At 72.5% G+C, this 15,822-nt stretch carries 16 protein-coding genes; 8 read left to right on the forward strand and 8 right to left on the reverse strand.

Annotated elements, in window-relative coordinates:
• Positions 1-73: 73 nt before the first annotated feature.
• Positions 74-1,063: a GTP 3',8-cyclase MoaA gene (gene moaA / locus CP984_RS31805; protein WP_003985797.1), complete on the forward strand. Its 990-nt coding sequence runs from the start codon at positions 74-76 to the stop codon at positions 1,061-1,063.
• Positions 1,064-1,184: 121 nt separating this feature from the next.
• Here the strand turns inward: moaA and CP984_RS31810 are convergent, their stop codons facing one another.
• Together CP984_RS31810 and CP984_RS31815 are read right to left on the reverse strand one after the other, a co-directional pair.
• Complete coding sequence (locus CP984_RS31810) at positions 1,185-1,454, reverse strand: hypothetical protein (protein ID WP_030180498.1); 270 nt, start codon at positions 1,452-1,454, stop codon at positions 1,185-1,187.
• Positions 1,455-1,734: 280 nt separating this feature from the next.
• Entirely contained in the window at positions 1,735-2,109 is a 375-nt protein-coding gene (locus tag CP984_RS31815; RefSeq protein WP_003985795.1) for a DUF3099 domain-containing protein, read from the reverse strand.
• A gap of 218 nt (positions 2,110-2,327) precedes the next feature.
• On the opposite strand from CP984_RS31815, the gene CP984_RS31820 reads away from it, so the two are divergent.
• Entirely contained in the window at positions 2,328-2,606 is a 279-nt protein-coding gene (locus CP984_RS31820) for a GlsB/YeaQ/YmgE family stress response membrane protein (protein ID WP_003985794.1), read from the forward strand.
• A 94-nt stretch (positions 2,607-2,700) separates the two neighbouring features.
• Here CP984_RS31820 and tyrS read toward each other — a convergent pair whose 3' ends face one another.
• The 3 genes from tyrS to CP984_RS31835 all read right to left on the reverse strand — a co-directional run bounded on the left by tyrS (position 2,701) and on the right by CP984_RS31835 (position 7,148).
• Entirely contained in the window at positions 2,701-4,104 is a 1,404-nt protein-coding gene (tyrS, locus tag CP984_RS31825; protein WP_003985793.1) for a tyrosine--tRNA ligase, read from the reverse strand.
• Positions 4,105-4,218: 114 nt separating this feature from the next.
• On the reverse strand, positions 4,219-5,619 hold the full coding sequence (locus CP984_RS31830; RefSeq protein ID WP_003985792.1) for a metallopeptidase TldD-related protein: 1,401 nt from the start codon (positions 5,617-5,619) through the stop codon (positions 4,219-4,221).
• A complete protein-coding gene (locus CP984_RS31835; protein ID WP_003985791.1) occupies positions 5,616-7,148 on the reverse strand; it encodes a TldD/PmbA family protein in 1,533 nt (510 codons plus the stop codon). The genes CP984_RS31830 and CP984_RS31835 overlap by 4 nt, the downstream gene beginning before the upstream one ends.
• Before the next feature lie 207 nt (positions 7,149-7,355).
• On the opposite strand from CP984_RS31835, the gene fabG reads away from it, so the two are divergent.
• Both fabG and fabI read left to right on the forward strand, forming a co-directional pair.
• Complete coding sequence (fabG, locus tag CP984_RS31840) at positions 7,356-8,060, forward strand: 3-oxoacyl-[acyl-carrier-protein] reductase (protein ID WP_003985790.1); 705 nt, start codon at positions 7,356-7,358, stop codon at positions 8,058-8,060.
• 5 nt (positions 8,061-8,065) lie between these two features.
• A complete protein-coding gene (gene fabI, locus CP984_RS31845) occupies positions 8,066-8,836 on the forward strand; it encodes an enoyl-ACP reductase FabI (protein WP_003985789.1) in 771 nt (256 codons plus the stop codon).
• A gap of 87 nt (positions 8,837-8,923) precedes the next feature.
• Here the strand turns inward: fabI and CP984_RS31850 are convergent, their stop codons facing one another.
• Positions 8,924-9,607 (reverse strand): FadR/GntR family transcriptional regulator, encoded by a 684-nt coding sequence (locus CP984_RS31850; RefSeq protein ID WP_003985788.1) that lies wholly within the window; start codon positions 9,605-9,607, stop codon positions 8,924-8,926.
• 133 nt (positions 9,608-9,740) lie between these two features.
• Here CP984_RS31850 and CP984_RS31855 point away from each other — a divergent pair, with 133 nt between their 5' ends.
• The 4 genes from CP984_RS31855 to CP984_RS31865 all read left to right on the forward strand — a co-directional run bounded on the left by CP984_RS31855 (position 9,741) and on the right by CP984_RS31865 (position 12,215).
• On the forward strand, positions 9,741-11,066 hold the full coding sequence (locus CP984_RS31855; RefSeq protein ID WP_003985787.1) for a CynX/NimT family MFS transporter: 1,326 nt from the start codon (positions 9,741-9,743) through the stop codon (positions 11,064-11,066).
• Between the two features lie 4 nt (positions 11,067-11,070).
• The gene (locus tag CP984_RS42680) at positions 11,071-11,187 is read left to right on the forward strand and encodes an SGM_5486 family transporter-associated protein (protein WP_254379843.1); all 117 of its coding nucleotides are present in this window, start codon (positions 11,071-11,073) and stop codon (positions 11,185-11,187) included.
• A 200-nt stretch (positions 11,188-11,387) separates the two neighbouring features.
• Positions 11,388-11,597: a hypothetical protein gene (locus tag CP984_RS31860; protein WP_003985785.1), complete on the forward strand. Its 210-nt coding sequence runs from the start codon at positions 11,388-11,390 to the stop codon at positions 11,595-11,597.
• A gap of 99 nt (positions 11,598-11,696) precedes the next feature.
• A complete protein-coding gene (locus CP984_RS31865; protein ID WP_003985784.1) occupies positions 11,697-12,215 on the forward strand; it encodes a SixA phosphatase family protein in 519 nt (172 codons plus the stop codon).
• Positions 12,216-12,302: 87 nt separating this feature from the next.
• Here the strand turns inward: CP984_RS31865 and serB are convergent, their stop codons facing one another.
• The gene (gene serB, locus CP984_RS31870; RefSeq protein ID WP_003985783.1) at positions 12,303-13,550 is read right to left on the reverse strand and encodes a phosphoserine phosphatase SerB; all 1,248 of its coding nucleotides are present in this window, start codon (positions 13,548-13,550) and stop codon (positions 12,303-12,305) included.
• A gap of 103 nt (positions 13,551-13,653) precedes the next feature.
• Positions 13,654-15,669 (reverse strand): streptophobe family protein, encoded by a 2,016-nt coding sequence (locus CP984_RS41590; protein WP_043978625.1) that lies wholly within the window; start codon positions 15,667-15,669, stop codon positions 13,654-13,656.
• Positions 15,670-15,822: the final 153 nt, after the last annotated feature.

A 15,822-nucleotide genomic window follows, 5' to 3' on the forward strand; every position in this document is an offset into this window, starting at 1 on the left:
ATCGCGTAGGCTCGAAGACGAACTGATCGGACTCGGGCATGGGGGCAGGAGTGCTCTCGGGCAGGGGGCAGCAGTGCTCATCGACACATACGGTCGCGTGGCCACCGACCTGCGCGTCTCGCTGACCGACCGGTGCAACCTGCGCTGCACCTACTGCATGCCCGAGGAGGGCCTGCAGTGGCTCGCCAAGCCGGACCTGCTCACCGACGACGAGATCGTCCGCCTGATCCGCATCGCGGTCACCGACCTCGGCATCGAGGAGGTCCGCTTCACCGGCGGGGAGCCCCTGCTGCGCCCCGGCCTGGTCGGCATCGTCGAGCGCGTCGCCGCCCTGGAGCCCCGCCCGCAGATGTCCCTGACCACCAACGGCATCGGCCTGGAGCGCACCGCCACCGCCCTGCGCGCCGCCGGCCTGGACCGCGTCAACGTCTCCCTCGATACGCTCCGCCCGGACGTCTTCCGCGCCCTGACCCGCCGCAAGCGCCACGAGGACGTGCTGCGCGGCCTGGAGGCGGCCCGCGCCGCCGGCCTCACCCCGGTCAAGGTCAACAGCGTCCTGATGCCGGGACTCAACGACGACGAGGCTCCCGACCTGCTGGCCTGGGCCATCGCCCACGACTACGAGCTGCGGTTCATCGAGCAGATGCCGCTCGACGCCCAGCACGGCTGGAAGCGCGAGGGCATGATCACCGCCGGTGACATCCTGGCCTCGCTGCGCACCCGCTTCACGCTCACCCCCGAGGGCCAGGAGGAGCGCGGCTCCGCCCCGGCCGAGCGCTGGCTCGTCGACGGCGGCCCGCACCGCGTCGGCGTCATCGCCTCGGTCACCCGCCCCTTCTGCCGCGCCTGCGACCGTACGCGTCTGACCGCCGACGGCCAGGTCCGTACGTGCCTGTTCGCCACCGAGGAAACGGACTTGCGCGCCGCGCTGCGCTCCACCGCGCCGGACGCGGAGATAGCCCGCATCTGGAAGCAGGCGATGTGGGGCAAGAAGGCCGGGTCGGGGCTGGACGACCCGTCGTTCCTTCAGCCGGAGCGGCCGATGTCGGCGATCGGCGGCTAGGTACGGGGGCGGGGCCGCGCCCGACCGGTCGTCCCGCCTTCAGTGGCCGGACCAATGGCGGCGGGCGGCCGACGGCGGGCCGGCCGCTGGTGAGGCCGGTGTGAGGCGATCCACGGTGGGGTCAGCCGCTTGTCGGGCGGTCGTCGGCCGGGCGGTCCGCCGCGCCCTTCTCCCACTCCGCCAGTGTCACGACGTCCTTCAAGAACCCGCGCAAGTTAAGGAAGTTGGACAGGTGTTCGCGGTGCTCGTCGCACGCGAGCCAGGTCTTGCGGCGCTCCGGCGTATGCAGCTTCGGGTTGTTCCAGGCGAGGACCCACACGGCGTCGGCGCGGCAGCCCTTGGCCGAGCAGACCGGCGTCTCCGCGGCCGGTTGCGGCGTCGAGCCGGGCAGGCCCGGCAGGCCCGGGACCTGCGGCGATGCGGGATTTCCGGCGGAGCCGGAGGGGTCGGGAAGCGGGGCGTCAGGGGAGTTCACGGCCTCAACCCTACGTCGCCCCGGAGGCGGACATGGCGACGCCGGGCAGCCACGGGGGGAGCCGCCCGGCGTCGGTCCGTCGCTCCGACGGGGGATGCGGAGCGCGTACGCAGTATGTCACGCGAGAGTGGGCCCGGTGCACCGGAACCGCATGATTGATCTGAGCTTTTTCTGAGCTTTGCAGATCGCGGACGGGTCAACTCCGCTCCCGCCGCGGGCCGTCCGCATCCGGTCCGGCCGCTTCCGGGACGGGTTCCGCCGGGCCATCGGTGCTCCCGGGACCCAGCATCGGCCGGGTGGGCGCCGGTATGAAGGTGGACGGCAGTGAACGTACGTTCTCCCGCCCGGCGTTGGCGATGACCACCGCGACATACGGCAGGACCACCCCCAGCACCAGGGTGGCGATGGCCACGTGACGCTCGATGTTCCAGAGCACGGCCGTGAGCACCACGGCCACGGTCCGCACCGACATCGAGATCACATACCGGCGCTGCCGGCCCCGCACATCCTCGGTCAGGCCCCGTCGCGCTCCCGTGATCCGGAAGGGCTGGGCGCCGGTCTGCTTCCGCATCACGTTCCACCACCTGCTTGTCGTGCCGGATTCTCCCCGGTTCCGCACCGATTCCACGTTACGCCGCGCCTGCGCAGCCTTCGAGACCGGGGCGCGATACGGGCGGGCCGGGTCCGTACCGCTCCCGCGCGTACGGACCGCTCCGACGTGCGGCGTAGCGCGTCCGGAGTGAGACTGACGGTGCACGATTGCGTGCGCGCGCCGCTTGAGGAGGCGACATGACTTGGTTGTGGGCAATCATCGTGGGCCTGGTCCTGGGCCTGATCGCCAAGGCGATTCTTCCCGGCAAGCAGGCGATCCCGCTCTGGCTGACCGTGATCTGCGGCATGCTCGGCAGCGTCCTGGGCAACTGGCTCGCCACCGGTATCGGGGTCAACGACACCAAGGGCGTCGACTGGACACGGCACGTGCTGCAGCTGGTCGGCGCGGTCATCGTGGTCGCCATCGGTGACCGGCTCTGGGCCGCCGTACGCGGCCGGCACAGAGAAACGACCTGAGAGCAACAGGCACGAGGGAGACACACGCCGACCGGTGCGCGAACGACGCGCACCGGCCGGTCCTGTCCGTGTCGGCCTCAGGGCCTCGTCCGCCTCAGCGGCCTTCGAGCTGAGCCAGCTTGCGGCCCGCCTTCAGGTACGCCGTACCGGACACCCCGGCCAGCTTCTCGGCCAGCACCTCGCCCAGCGGCCGGATCGCCTCGGACTCGGCCAGCACCAGCGTCTGCTGCCCCTCCGGGGCCTCCACGACCAGGCGCAGCGCGTTCTGCTTGGCCAGCCGCCGGGCCGCCGAGGCGCTCGGCGTGAACTCCAGGACCTTGGTCAGGACCGTGGCCACCGTCTCCGCGCCGTGCTCGGCGACGTCCACCACCGGCAGCGTGCTTACGTCGGCGAAGGACTTCTTGGAGAACTGCGCCACGAACCCGGCGCGCGCGGCCATCGCCGCCTCCAGCCCGTACAGCGCCGTCACGACCTCGCCCGCCAGGACCTTCTTCAGGTCCATCGGGTGCAAGCTCTTGTCCGCGACCCGGGCCAGGACGACCGCGATCTCCTCGTCGGTCCACTCCGTCCATGCCTTCAGGTACGGCTCCATCAGCCGGTCCGGCACCGACATGATCTTGCCGAAGACATCGTCGGCGGGCGCGCTGAGCCCCACGTAGTTGCCCTTGGACTTGGACATCTTGGCGCCGGTGCCGTCCGTGCCCTCGATCAGCGGCATGGTGACGACCAGCTGCGGCCGCTGCCCGCGCAGCTCCATCAGCTTGCGGCCCATCTGGAGGTTGAGCAGCTGGTCGGCGCCGCCCAGCTCCACGTCGCACTCCAGCGCCACCGAGTCCAGGCCCTGCGCGATCGGGTACAGCAGCTCGGTCATCGTCAGGCCGGAGCCCGCGGCGAGCCGGTTGCGGAAGTCCTCACGCTGGAGCAGCTGCGAGACCGGCACCTGGGAGAGCAGCCCCAGCAGCTCGGGGAAGGTGTACGGGGCCAGCCACTCGCTGTTCTGGCGGAAGCTGACCTTCTCGAAGTCGAAGAACGGCCGGACCTGGTCGCGGTAGCTGGCCAGGTTGGCGGCGATGTCCTCGTCGGTCAGCGGCGGGCGCTCGGCCGTACGGCCCGACGGGTCGCCGATCTTGGCGGTGAAGTCGCCGATGATCAGCGTCACGTCGTGCCCGAGCCGCTGGAACCGGCTCAGGATGATCAGCGGCACCGCGTGCCCGAGGTGGACGTCGGTGGCGGTCGGGTCGATGCCCAGCTTGATGTGCAGGCCCTTGCCCGCCGCCCGGCGCTCCTCGATCCGCTCGGCCAGCTGGTTCACGCCCGGCAGCACCTCGACGGTACGGGAGGCGATCAGCTCGGCCTGCTCCTTGGCGGGCAGGTCCGTCAGGTCCAGATAGCGCCGCGCACCCGTCTCCTGGAGCAGCTCCGCGACGGTGGAGTCGGCGGAGAGATCTGCGGAGAGCAGCGAGCTGGCGCGGGCGACGGATTCGCCGAGGCGTGTCATGGCGTTCCTGATCGGTCGGTTTTCCCGTACGGGAGGACGAAGGGAGAGTCTATTCGAGGTGGTGGCCGGGCCCGGGCGCACGCCCGCCCGGGCCCGGCCGGATACCCGCCGATCTCACACCCCGGGGCTCACCGAACTCATGTTGAAGTCCGGAATCCGCAGGGCCGGCATCGCGGCGCGGGTGAAGTAGTCGCTCCATTCCCGCGGCAGCGTGCGCTCCGTACGGCCCGCCTCCGCGGCCCGCGCCAGCAGGTCCACCGGCGACTCGTTGAACCGGAAGTTGTTCACCTCGCCGGTCACCTCACCGTTCTCGACCAGATAGACGCCGTCCCTGGTCAGCCCCGTGAGCAGCAGTGTCGCCGGGTCCACCTCGCGGATGTACCACAGGCAGGTCAGCAGCAGCCCCCGCTCGGTGCCCGCCACCATCTCCTCCAGCGACCGGGCGCCGCCGCCGTCCAGGATCAGGTTGTCGATGCCCGGCGCCACCGGCAGCCCGGTCAGCCCGGCGCCGTACCGGGTGGTCACCAGCCGCCGCAGCTCGCCGTCGCGTATCCAGTCGGTCGGCTCCAGCGGCAGCCCGTTGTCGAACACGGAGGCGTCGTCGCCGGATGCATGGGCCAGGACGAACGGCGCGCACTCCAGGCCCGGGGCGCCCGGGTCGCTGCGCAGCGTCAGCGGCAGCCCGGCGATCTTGCTGCCGACGAGGGTGCCGCCGCCGGGCCGGGAGAAGACCGTACGGCCCTCGGCGGCGTCCCGGGCCACCGCCGACCACTGCTGGTACACGAGCAGGTCGGCGACGGCCGTCGGCGGCAGCAGCGTCTCGTACCGCCCGGCCGGCAGCTCGACGCGCCGCTCGGCCCAGCCGAGCCGGGTGGCCAGCTCCGCGTCCATGGCCAGCGGGTCCGTGTCGCGGAAGTCCCGGGTGGACAGCCCCGCCCACGCGGACCGGGTGCGGTCCGGGGACTTGGCGTTCAGCTCCAGCGTCCCGGTGGGCTGGTCGTGCCGCAGCCGCAGCCCCGTGGAAGACCCGAGGTAGGACGAGACCACCTCGTGAAACGCGAACCCGTACAGCTCACGCCCGCCGTCCCTGGCCCGCTTGAACGATTCACCCAGCGCGGGCGCGAAGGAGTCGAACACCGCGGAAGAAGTCTCGGCCGGGGCATCGGTGAAGTCCGGCGACGGCGCGGCCCCGGAAACCAGCGGCCCCGCATCCTCGGCGGGCCCCGCCGCCCGCGCTGCCGCCTCCGCCTCCCGCACCAGCGGCTCCAGATCGGCCACGGTCACCGCCGACCGGGACACCACACCCGACGCCGTGCCCTGCGCACCGTCCACCGTCGCGATCACCGTCAGCGACCGCCCGCGAGTGACCCCATTGGTGGTCAGCGCATTACCGGCCCACCGCAGATTGGCACTGGACCGCTCGCTCGCGATGACCACACACCCGTCGGCCCGGGACAATTCAAGGGCCCGCTCGACAATCTCGTGGGGCGCACCCGCCCGCGCGGAACGGCTCATCGACCCGCCTCCTGTGCCGTATTCAGAATGCTGACATCGGTGAACAGCGCCGCCGGACACCCGTGCGAAACGGCCGCGATCTGCCCCGGCTGCGCCTTCCCACAATTGAAGGCCCCACCCAGAACGTACGTATCCGGCCCACCGACCGCGGCCATCGATCCCCAGAAGTCGGTGGTGGTGGCTTGGTAGGCGACGTCGCGGAGTTGTCCGGCGAGCCGGCCGTTCTCGATACGGAAGAAGCGTTGGGCGGTGAACTGAAAGTTGTACCGCTGCATATCAATGGACCAAGACCGATCCCCCACCACATAAACCCCCCTCTCCACCCCGGAAATCAGCTCCTCCGTGCTCGGCCCCTGTGGCGCGGGTTGCAGTGACACATTCGCCATCCGCTGGACGGGGACGTGTGCGGGGGAGTCGGCGAAGGCGCAGCCGTTGGAGCGGGGGGAGCCGGTGAGTTTGGCCATGCGGCGGTCGAGTTGGTAGCCGACCAGGGTGCCGTTCTGGATGAGGTTCCAGGATTGGGCTGCTACGCCCTCGTCGTCCCAGCCGATTGTGGCCAGGCCGTGTTCGGCGGTGCGGTCGCCGGTGACGTTCATGATTTCGGAGCCGTAGGCGAGTGTGCCGAGTTGGTCGTAGGTGGCGAAGGAGGTGCCCGCGTAGGCGGCCTCGTAGCCCAGGGCGCGGTCCAGTTCGGTGGCGTGGCCGATCGACTCGTGGATGGTCAGCCAGAGGTTGGAGGGGTCCACGACCAGGTCGTAGCGGCCGGGGGTGACGCTGGGGGCGCGGAGTTTCTCGGCGAGGTGGGCCGGGATCTCCGCCAGTTCCGCGTCCCAGTTCCAGTGGTCGCCGGTGAGGTACTCCCAGCCTCGGCCCACCGGCGGGGCGAGTGTGCGCATGGAGTCGAACTCGCCGCTCATCGGGTCCACGGCGACCGCGGTCAGCTGGGGGTGGAGGCGTATGCGTTGCTGGGTGGTGCTGGTGCCCGCCGTGTCGGCGTAGAACTTGTTCTCCTGGACGGTCATCAGTGCGGCGTCCGCGTGCGCCACGCCCGGTGCGGCCAGCAGCCGCGCGCTCCACTCGGCCAGCAGGCCGGTCTTGTCGGCGTCCGGTACGTCGAACGGGTTGATCTCGTAGGAGGAGATCCAGGTGCGGTCCGGGTAGGCCGGTTCGTCCGCCAGCTCCACACGCTCGGTGGAGCCGGCCGCCTCGGACACCTTGGCGGAGAGCTTCGCCATGGCCACCGCCTGGCCGGCGACACGCGCCGCGGCGTCCATCGTGAGGTCCACACCGGAGGCGAATCCCCAGGCGCCGTTGTGCACCACGCGCACCGCGTAGCCCAGGTCGGTGGTGTCGGAAGCCTCCGAAGGGCGGGCGTCCCGCAGGCGCCAGGACGCGCTGCGCAGCCGCTCCAGGCGGAAGTCCGCGTGCTCGGCGCCGAGCGCGCGGGCCCGCGCCAGCGCGGCGTCGGCCAGCGCGCGCAGGGGCAGCGCGAGGAACGTCTCGTCGATCGAACGAGGTGTGACAGGCAAGGTGTCCTCCCGTGGTCGGCGCCATGAATCATGCCCTCCCCGGGGCGTCCGGCCCACCCCGCGGGGGACCCGGACGGCGGCGTCTTCTGTAGGGACCCGACAGTGACCGGCGTGCGCGCCTGTCCGGGCTCGATTCTCCGTACGAGGCCGGTGACCGATAGTTTCGTAGCGAACGCAGGTCGGACAGGACACGGAAAGGGTGATCTCTTGAGCCGCTCGGTTCTGGTCACCGGAGGCAACCGCGGCATTGGCCTCGCCATCGCCCGGGCCTTCGCCGAGGCAGGCGACAAGGTCGCCATCACCTACCGCTCGGGGGAGCCGCCCGAGGGATTTTTGGCCGTGAAGTGCGACATCACGGACGCTGAGCAGGTCGAGCAGGCCTACAAGGAGATCGAGGAGAAGCAGGGCGCGGTCGAGGTGCTGGTGGCCAACGCCGGCGTCACCCGCGACCAGCTGCTGATGCGGATGTCCGAGGAGGACTTCGCCTCGGTGCTCGACACCAACCTCACCGGTACGTTCCGGGTGGTCAAGCGCGCCAACCGCGGGATGCTGCGGGCGCGCAAGGGCCGCGTCGTGCTGATCTCGTCCGTCGTGGGCCTGCTGGGCTCCGCGGGCCAGGCGAACTACGCCGCCTCCAAGGCGGGCCTGGTGGGCTTCGCCCGCTCGCTCGCCCGCGAGCTGGGCAGCCGTAACATCACCGTCAACGTCGTCGCGCCCGGTTTCGTCGACACCGACATGACCCGTGCGCTCACCGACGAGCAGCGGGAGGGCATCGTGAAGCAGGTGCCGCTCGCGCGCTACGCGCAGCCCGAGGAGATCGCCGCCTCGGTCCGCTTCCTGGCCTCCGACGAGGCCGCGTACATCACCGGAGCCGTCATTCCCGTCGACGGCGGATTGGGCATGGGTCACTGATCAGCATGAGTGGAATCCTCGCAGGCAAGCGCATCCTCGTCACGGGCGTCATCACCGACGGCTCGATCGCCTTCCACGCGGCCAAGGTCGCGCAGAACGAGGGCGCCGAGGTCATCCTCACCGGCTTCGGCCGGCTCTCGCTCGTGCAGCGGATCGCCAAGCGGCTGCCCAAGGAAGCCCCGGTCATCGAGCTGGACGTCACCAACCAGGAGCACCTGGACGGTCTCGCCGACAAGATCCGCGAGTACACCGGTGACGACGGCCGGCTCGACGGCGTGGTGCACTCCATCGCCTTCGGCCCGCAGGGCGCCTTCAACTTCCTGGAGGCGAACTGGGAGGACGTGTCCACCGCGCTGCACGTCTCCTCGTACTCGCTGAAGTCGCTGACCATGGCCTGCCTGCCGCTGATGACGCAGGGCGGTTCGGTCGTGGGCATCACCTTCGACGGGTCCATCGCCTGGCCGAAGTACGACTGGATGGGCGTGGCCAAGGCCGCCCTGGAGTCCACCAGCCGGTACCTCGCCCGTGACCTGGGCGAGAAGAACATCCGCTGCAACATGATCTCGGCGGGCCCCATCAAGTCGATGGCCGCGAAGTCCATCCCGGGCTTCGAGGAGCTGGCGGACGTGTGGAACCACCGTGCCCCCATCGGCTGGGACCTCTCCGACCCCGAGCCGGCCGGCCGCGGTGTCGTCGGCCTGCTCTCGGACTTCTTCCCGAAGACCACCGGCGAGGTCGTCCACGTCGACGGCGGCGTGCACATGATGGGCGCCTGACGCCCCCGTAAGCGCCCGCACCACTGCCCGTCCCGGTCCGCCGGGACGGGCAGCGCGCCGTTGTACGGGCTTCGCGCGCCGTACGGCTCAGCCGGCGCCCTGTGCGTTCAGCCGGCACCCGAACGGATGCGTGCTCGCCTCCGCCGCGGCACGCTCGTCGTCGCCCGCGCGGATCGCCGCGACCAGCCGCGCGTGGTCCACGTACGCCTCGGGCCGCAGGACGTCGCCCACGTCGGCGCGCAGGAACTCCCGCAGCACGCCGCCGAGATCGGCGTACAGCTCGGCCAGCACCTCGTTGTGGGAGGCGGCGACGACCGCCATGTGCAGGGTCGCGTCGGCCTCCACGAACGCGGTCGCCGCGCCGGACTCCCAGGCCCGTTCGCGCCGCTCCAGCGCGGTGTCGAGCTGCCGCAGGTCGTGGTCGGTACGTCGGCGCGCGGCCAGCTTGGCCGCCGCCGCTTCCAGCGCGCTGCGCAGCTCGGCCACATGCTCCGGGTCGGCGTCCGCGAAGCGGCGGTTCATGACCCCGGCCAGCTCGCTGGTGGCCGCCACGTACGTGCCCGAGCCCTGGCGGATGTCCAGCAGGCCGTTGTGCGCCAGCGCCCGTACGGCCTCGCGGACGGTGTTGCGGGCCACCCCGAGTTGTTCGACCAGTTCCGGCTCGGTCGGGATGCGGGAGCCCACCGGCCATTCACCGGAGGTGATCTGCGCCCGCAGCTGCGTGATCACCTGGTCCGCCAGCGCGGAGCGCCGGGGCGAGGTCAGTGGCATGACAGCGCTCCAGTGGGACGGGGGCCGGGGGCCCGACGGTCGGCACCGCGAGAGGATAGCGAGCCGGCCGCCCGCGGGGCCTGGGAGGAAAGCCCTGGACAAGCATTCATCCCATGATTCTATGATGCGTCTCATGGCAGACGACTCCCTCGCGACGCTCGGCCCCGGCGCCGGGTCCTCCGGCCCGCCGCCGGCACAGCACACGGGCGCACCGGCCCGGCCGGAAGCCGCACCGGGACCGCACCACCACCCCCCGGCCCCCGGCCGCGCGGTGCCGATCGTGATGATCCTCGGCCTGTTCCTGGCCGCCCTCAACCTCCGCCCGGCCATCACCAGCCTCGGCCCGCTCATGGAAGAGGTACGGTCCGGCCTCGGCATGAGCGCGACCGTCGCCGGCCTGCTCACCTCCGTACCGGCCGCGTGCTTCGCGGTCTTCGGCATCGCGGCCCCGCGGCTGGCCCGGCGCTTCGGCCCCGGCGCGGTCGTCTGCGCGGGCATGGCCGCGATCGCCGCGGGCATCGTCGTACGGCCCTACACGGGCAGCACCGCCGGTTTCCTCGCCGCCACCGCACTGGCCCTCGCGGGCATCGCGGTCGGCAACGTGCTGCTGCCGGTCGTCATCAAGACCTGGTACCCGGAGCGCGTCGGCCCGCTGACCGGCCTGTACTCCATGGCGCTGGCGCTCGGCAGCGCCATCGCCGCGGCGCTGACCGTCCCCGTCACGACCGCGCTCAGCGGCAGCTGGCAGGCCGGTCTCGCGGTGTGGGCGCTGATCGCCGCGCTCGCCGTCCTGCCCTGGCTGACCGTCGTACGCGGCCGGAAGGCCGAGCGCGGGGCCGCCGCCGCGGAGCCCGCCGCGCCGCCCGCCCTGCGGGTCGCCACCTCGCCGACCGCCTGGGCGCTGGCCGTCTACTTCGGCCTCCAGGCCACCGCCGCCTACGTCACCATGGGCTGGATGGCGCAGATCTTCCGCGACGCCGGGGTCCCGGCCGGTACCGCGGGCGTGCTGCTCGCCTTCACCATGGCGATCGGCGTACCGCTGTCCTTCGTGCTGCCCCGGGTGGCCGCCCGGATGCGCAACCAGGGCCTGCTCGCCGCCGGCCTCGGCCTGTGCGGGCTGGCCGCCTACGCCGGCCTGTGGCTGGCCCCGGCCGGCGGGGCCTGGGCCTGGACGCTGCTGATGGGCATATCGAACTGCGCCTTCCCGCTGGCCCTGACCATGATCGGGATGCGGGCGCGGTCCGCCGACGGTGTCGTACGGCTGTCCGCCTTCGCCCAGAGCGTCGGCTATCTGATCTCCCTGCCGGGCCCCTTCCTGGTGGCCACGCTCTACCAGCACAGCGGCGGCTGGGGGCTGCCGCTCGCGCTGATGGCCGGGCTGATGGTGCCCCAGATGGCGGTCGGGATGCTGGCGGGCCGGGACCGCCGGATGGAGGACGAGGCCCGGGTGCGACACTGAAGCCATGCCAGTGCTCGAACCGAATCCGCAGGGCGGACAGAAGAAGCTGCTCATCGTGCTGGGGGCGATGCTGGCGGTGACCGTCGTCATCGGCGTCATCGCGAGCATCGCCTCACCCTGACGCGCCGGACGCCCCGGCCGGGAGGTGGTGGGGGTAACCCCACCGTCCCCTAGGGGGCCAGGGTCAGGGGCAAGTGGGTGGCGTACCGGATGGGAACGGCCGTCGCCGGACCGTAGGTTCGTTGCACACCGTGCCGCTGCGGTGGGCGCGGCCGCACCACGCGGCCGCGTCGTCCCCGCCAACGTCCCCGGAGGCCACCGATGTCCGCCGTGTCCAGCCGGCCGTCCGTCCCCCGCAGCCCGGGTGCCCGCACCGGCCTGCCGTGGTGGGCCGTGGCGCTGGCCGTCGTCTCCTTCGTCACGCTGCTCATCGTCATGACCGCGCCGTCCCCGGCCCACGCGGTGAGCGCCTCCCAGGGCCTGGCGCCGCTGCTGGAGTTCCTCGCCAGGGTCGTCGGCATCGGCGCCTGAGGGCCGGTGGCCGATGCCCGCCCACGGCGCGTTCACCCTGCGGGGGGAGCGCTCCAACACCTCGCGCCCCGCGCCGGGTTTCATGCGAAGCTGGGACACATGAGCGCCGAAACACCTCGCCGGATTGTCCTTCTTCGCCATGCCAAGGCCGACTGGTCGCAGGAGAGCGACCATGAGCGCCCCCTCGCGGAGCGCGGCCGCAAGGACGCCCCGGCCGCCGGCCACTGGCTGGCCGGAGCCGGGATCACCCCCGACCTGACCCTGTGCTCGACCGCCGCGCGCACCCGCGAGACCTGGAAGCTGGTCGTGGGTGAGCTGCCGCAGCGGCCCCGGACCGTCTACGAGGAGCGGCTGTACGAAGCCTCCCTCGGCGAACTGATCGCGCTGCTGAACGAGACCTCCGACGACGTGAGCGACCTGATGCTGGTCGGCCACAACCCGGGCATGCACGCGCTCGCCGACGCGCTGGCGGGCGAGGTGGAGGGCGACCTGCTGTCCCGGATGAACCGCAGCGGCTTCCCCACCTCCTCGATCGCCGTGCTGACCTTCACCGGCTCCTGGAAGTCGGTCGAGCACGGCGTCGGCCGCCTGGACGCGTACTGGGCGCCGCACGCCTGACCGGCACCGCAGGACGGACGAGGGCTCCGACGCCGCGCGCGTCGGAGCCCTTCGCTGTTCCGTACGGTCCCGGCTGTTCCGTACGCCTCAGTCGTCGTGCGTGTCCGCCGCCTCGACCTCTTCACGGGTGATGCCGAGCAGGTACAGCACGGTGTCCAGGAACGGTACGTTCACCGCCGTGTGCGCGGCCTGGCGGACCAGCGGCTTGGCGTTGAACGCCACACCCAGGCCCGCGGCGTTGAGCATGTCCAGGTCGTTGGCACCGTCGCCGATGGCCACGGTCTGCGCGAGCGGTACGCCCGCCTCCTGGGCGAAGCGGCGCAGCAGCCGCGCCTTGCCCGCGCGGTCGACGATCTCGCCGGTGACCTTGCCGGTGAGCTTGCCGTCGACGATCTCCAGCGTGTTGGCGGACGCGAAGTCCAGGCCAAGCTCCTCCTGGAGCGCGTCGGTGACCTGGGTGAATCCGCCCGAGACGACGCCGACTTGGTAGCCGAGGTGCTTGAGGGTGCGGACCAGCGTCCGGGCGCCGGGAGTCAGCCGTACCTCCTTGCGCACCAGGTCCACCACGGAGGCGTCGAGCCCCTTCAGGAGCGCGACGCGGGCGTGCAGCGACTCCTCGAAGTCCAGCTCGCCGCGCATCGCCGCCGTGGTGACCGCGGCGACCTCCGCCTCGCAGCCCGCGTGGGCCGCGAACAGCTCGATGACCTCGTCCTGGATGAGGGTGGAGTCGACGTCCATGACGACCAGCCGCTGGGCGCGGCGCTGGAGGCCGGAGGAGACCACCGCGATGTCCACTTCGAGGGCGGCGGCCTCTATGGCCAGGGTGGTGCGCAGGGTGTCCGTCGCGGTGCCGGAGACCGCGAACTCCACCGCGGTGACGGGGTACTTGGCGAGCCGGAAGATGCGGTCGATGTTGGCGCCGGTGCCGGTGATGGCGGCGGCGATGGCGGCGGTGGACTCGGCGGTGAGCGGGTGGCCCAGCACGGTGACGTGCGAGCGGCCGGTGCCGCGCGGCCGGTTGTCGCCGGTGCCGGAGATGATCTCGGCCTGGAGGTTCAGCGACTCGGCCCAGCTGTGCACGGTGGCGCGCAGGTCGCCCTCGGTGACGCCGGACGAGCCGTCGGCCGGGACGGGCGAGGTGACCAGGACGCACAGCACGATGCGGCCCCGGGTCACCACCTGTTCGATGTCGACGACGTCGACGGAGTAGGCGGCGAGGGTGTCGAAGAGTCCGGCGGTGATGCCCGGCCGGTCCTTCCCGAAGATCTTGACGAGGAGGGTGGGTACGTCGTCGCCCGGTACGGCGGTGGCAGGCGGGATCTGCGATGCGCTCATGGTGCTCTTACGGTAACCGGACCCCGCCGGCTCCCGTACAGGTGTCCGTGGTCCGGACGCCCCGCTGTTCAGTGGCGTTCTCCCGGAGTTCGGACGGGGTCCGTCAGCGGCCTCCTCCCGGCCGTCCGGGCGGCGGCGGACCGTCGGGCGGGTCCGCGCGGCGCTTCCGGGGCGCGCCGCGCGGCTTGGGCGGTACCGGGGGACGCGGGGGAGGGGGCGGCTGGTAGCCGCTGCCCACGGTGGGGTGGGATTCCGGCGGCGGGGGATTCTCGGGCGGCCTGTTCCCGGGGCGGCGCGCCGTGGGTGCCGCGTGCCCGGCGGGCGGCGGGCCCCAGTCGCGTGTGTGCGGGGGCTGCTCCGGAGGCGGCGGCCAGGTCTGGGTCTCCGGCGGCGGTCCCGCCGGTGGCGTCGGCCAGCTCTGCCGGCGTGGCGGCTGCCCGGGTGGGGGCGGCGGGGGCGTCCGGCCGCTTTCCGGCCGGCGCGGGTACGGCTCCCGCTCCCGGCTTTCCGGCGGGCGCATGTACGGGTTCGTGTCGGCGTTCGGGGGCCGGTAGACGGGGGAGGGCGTGTACGGACCGGGCTCGTGGGCAGCGTCGGAGTAGCCCGGGGCGCCGTAACCCGGCGTGGGGGCCGCGTGCCGGTGGCCGTGCCTCTGCGTACGGGCGTCGGCGTCCTGCCCGTACCCCCGTACGTCCTCCGGCTCCGGCCCCGCGCTCTTCGGCAGCCGTACGGCACGCCGTCCGGCCGCCCCGGTGGCGCACGCCAACAGGCCGCCCACCAGTCCCGCCACCGCGCCCCACACCGCCCCCAGCGCGAACGCCGCGGGCACGCTCCCGCGCAGCTCCAGGCCCGCGCCGAAGGCGTCGAACCCGAAGACGGACAGGCTCGCGTTCGCCGAGACGCCGGTCAGGTGCACCAGTAGCGGCAGCGTGAGCGCCGTCAGCGCGCCCAGCCCGGCCGCACAGCGCAGCGCGAACGGCAGCGTGCGGGCGCCCTCCCGCGGCGTACGGACGGCCGTGAGCACGCCCGCGAGCAGCATCATCAGCACGGCGGCCACCGGCAGCAGCCACACCCGTCCGTCCAGCTCGGCGAGCCGCCCGATGGTCAGCCGGGCCCCGTTCCCGCCGTCGAGCAGGCGGTCGACGGGGTCGGGCAGGAAGCGGGTGAGCACGCCGGAGGCGCTGCCGTGCCAGGGGACGAAGAGGCCGAGCGGAATGCCGAGCCAGACGCCGTTCGGGGCGGCGAGCAGCGCCGCGCCCAGCACCCGCCGCGGATGATCGTCGCCGATCGCCGCGTACCCGGCCGCCGCCAGTCCCGCCGCCACCGCCACCAGCGCCACCATGACCAGCGCGGACGCCGCGGGCCGTACGAAGCGGTGGGCCGCGGTGAGCGCGCGGGGCAGCGGCGCCCGCCGGGCCGCCAGCACCGTGATCACCAGCACTCCGAGCACCCACACCAGGCCGCCCGCCAGGGAGGCGCCCGTGTCCACCGCGAACCCGACCGACGCCTTGGCGCCGATCAGGTCGGCGATCCGCTCCGGCAGCCCGCCGTTGTCGCCGTCCCCGATCCCGAGGCCGCCCAGGCCGTCCCGCAGCCGGTCCAGCAGCCCGCCGTCACCGCCCCCGCCTCCGGAACCCCCGCCCCCGCCGCCGACGAGCCCGCCCAGCGTCTTGCCGTCGATCGTTACGGAGTCGTGTCCGGCCCAGGCCAGGAAGGCCAGCAGCGCGACGAACAGGCCCGCCAACACCACGGCGCGGGCGGCCAGTTCGCCCCAGCCGACGGTCGCGCCGACCCGGCGCAGCGAGCGGGCGAACACCCACCCCAGCACCAGGGCGCCCACCAGGCCCACACCCAACGGCGCGATGTCAACGGCGGATTCGGCCGCCTGCCCCTCCAGCCCGAAGGCGCTCACATCGCCCGACGGCGTCACCGAGCCGCCCACGGCCAGCACCACCGCCGCGGCGGTCAGCGGCCCCAGCGACGCCGCGGAGTCGGCGCCCAGCAGATGCAGCCCCAGCGCCGCCACCCCGGCCATCGCCAGGAACGCCCAGCTGACGGCGGCGACGGCGGACAGCAGAACGTCGCCCCAGCGGAGCCGTGCGGTGGTGCCGGCGGTCATCGAAGCCCCCGATCCGGGTCGAGTCGCCCCGAACGCGCACGATGCCATGATCCGTACGCTTCCGTGGTCGCTTACCACTCTCCGTGGGCGTTTCGCCGCCGTCAACGCACCCGGCCGATGACCTTGCCGGACCCGTTTTTTGGCTCCGGGCAC

This window comes from Streptomyces rimosus (assembly GCF_008704655.1).
Lineage (GTDB): Bacteria > Actinomycetota > Actinomycetes > Streptomycetales > Streptomycetaceae > Streptomyces > Streptomyces rimosus.

Excerpts from the sequence above, each read along its gene's own strand:
- CP984_RS42680 (WP_254379843.1), top strand. The coding sequence starts at position 11,071 with ATGCCAGTGCTCGAACCGAATCCGCAGGGCGGACAGAAGAAGCTGCTC.
- CP984_RS31815 (WP_003985795.1), bottom strand. The coding sequence starts at position 2,109 with ATGCGGAAGCAGACCGGCGCCCAGCCCTTCCGGATCACGGGAGCGCGA.
- CP984_RS41590 (WP_043978625.1), bottom strand. The coding sequence starts at position 15,669 with ATGACCGCCGGCACCACCGCACGGCTCCGCTGGGGCGACGTTCTGCTG.
- CP984_RS31855 (WP_003985787.1), top strand. The coding sequence starts at position 9,741 with ATGGCAGACGACTCCCTCGCGACGCTCGGCCCCGGCGCCGGGTCCTCC.
- tyrS (WP_003985793.1), bottom strand. The coding sequence starts at position 4,104 with ATGACACGCCTCGGCGAATCCGTCGCCCGCGCCAGCTCGCTGCTCTCC.
- CP984_RS31830 (WP_003985792.1), bottom strand. The coding sequence starts at position 5,619 with ATGAGCCGTTCCGCGCGGGCGGGTGCGCCCCACGAGATTGTCGAGCGG.
- serB (WP_003985783.1), bottom strand. The coding sequence starts at position 13,550 with ATGAGCGCATCGCAGATCCCGCCTGCCACCGCCGTACCGGGCGACGAC.
- CP984_RS31865 (WP_003985784.1), top strand. The coding sequence starts at position 11,697 with ATGAGCGCCGAAACACCTCGCCGGATTGTCCTTCTTCGCCATGCCAAG.
- fabI (WP_003985789.1), top strand. The coding sequence starts at position 8,066 with ATGAGTGGAATCCTCGCAGGCAAGCGCATCCTCGTCACGGGCGTCATC.
- CP984_RS31860 (WP_003985785.1), top strand. The coding sequence starts at position 11,388 with ATGTCCGCCGTGTCCAGCCGGCCGTCCGTCCCCCGCAGCCCGGGTGCC.
- CP984_RS31820 (WP_003985794.1), top strand. The coding sequence starts at position 2,328 with ATGACTTGGTTGTGGGCAATCATCGTGGGCCTGGTCCTGGGCCTGATC.
- CP984_RS31850 (WP_003985788.1), bottom strand. The coding sequence starts at position 9,607 with ATGCCACTGACCTCGCCCCGGCGCTCCGCGCTGGCGGACCAGGTGATC.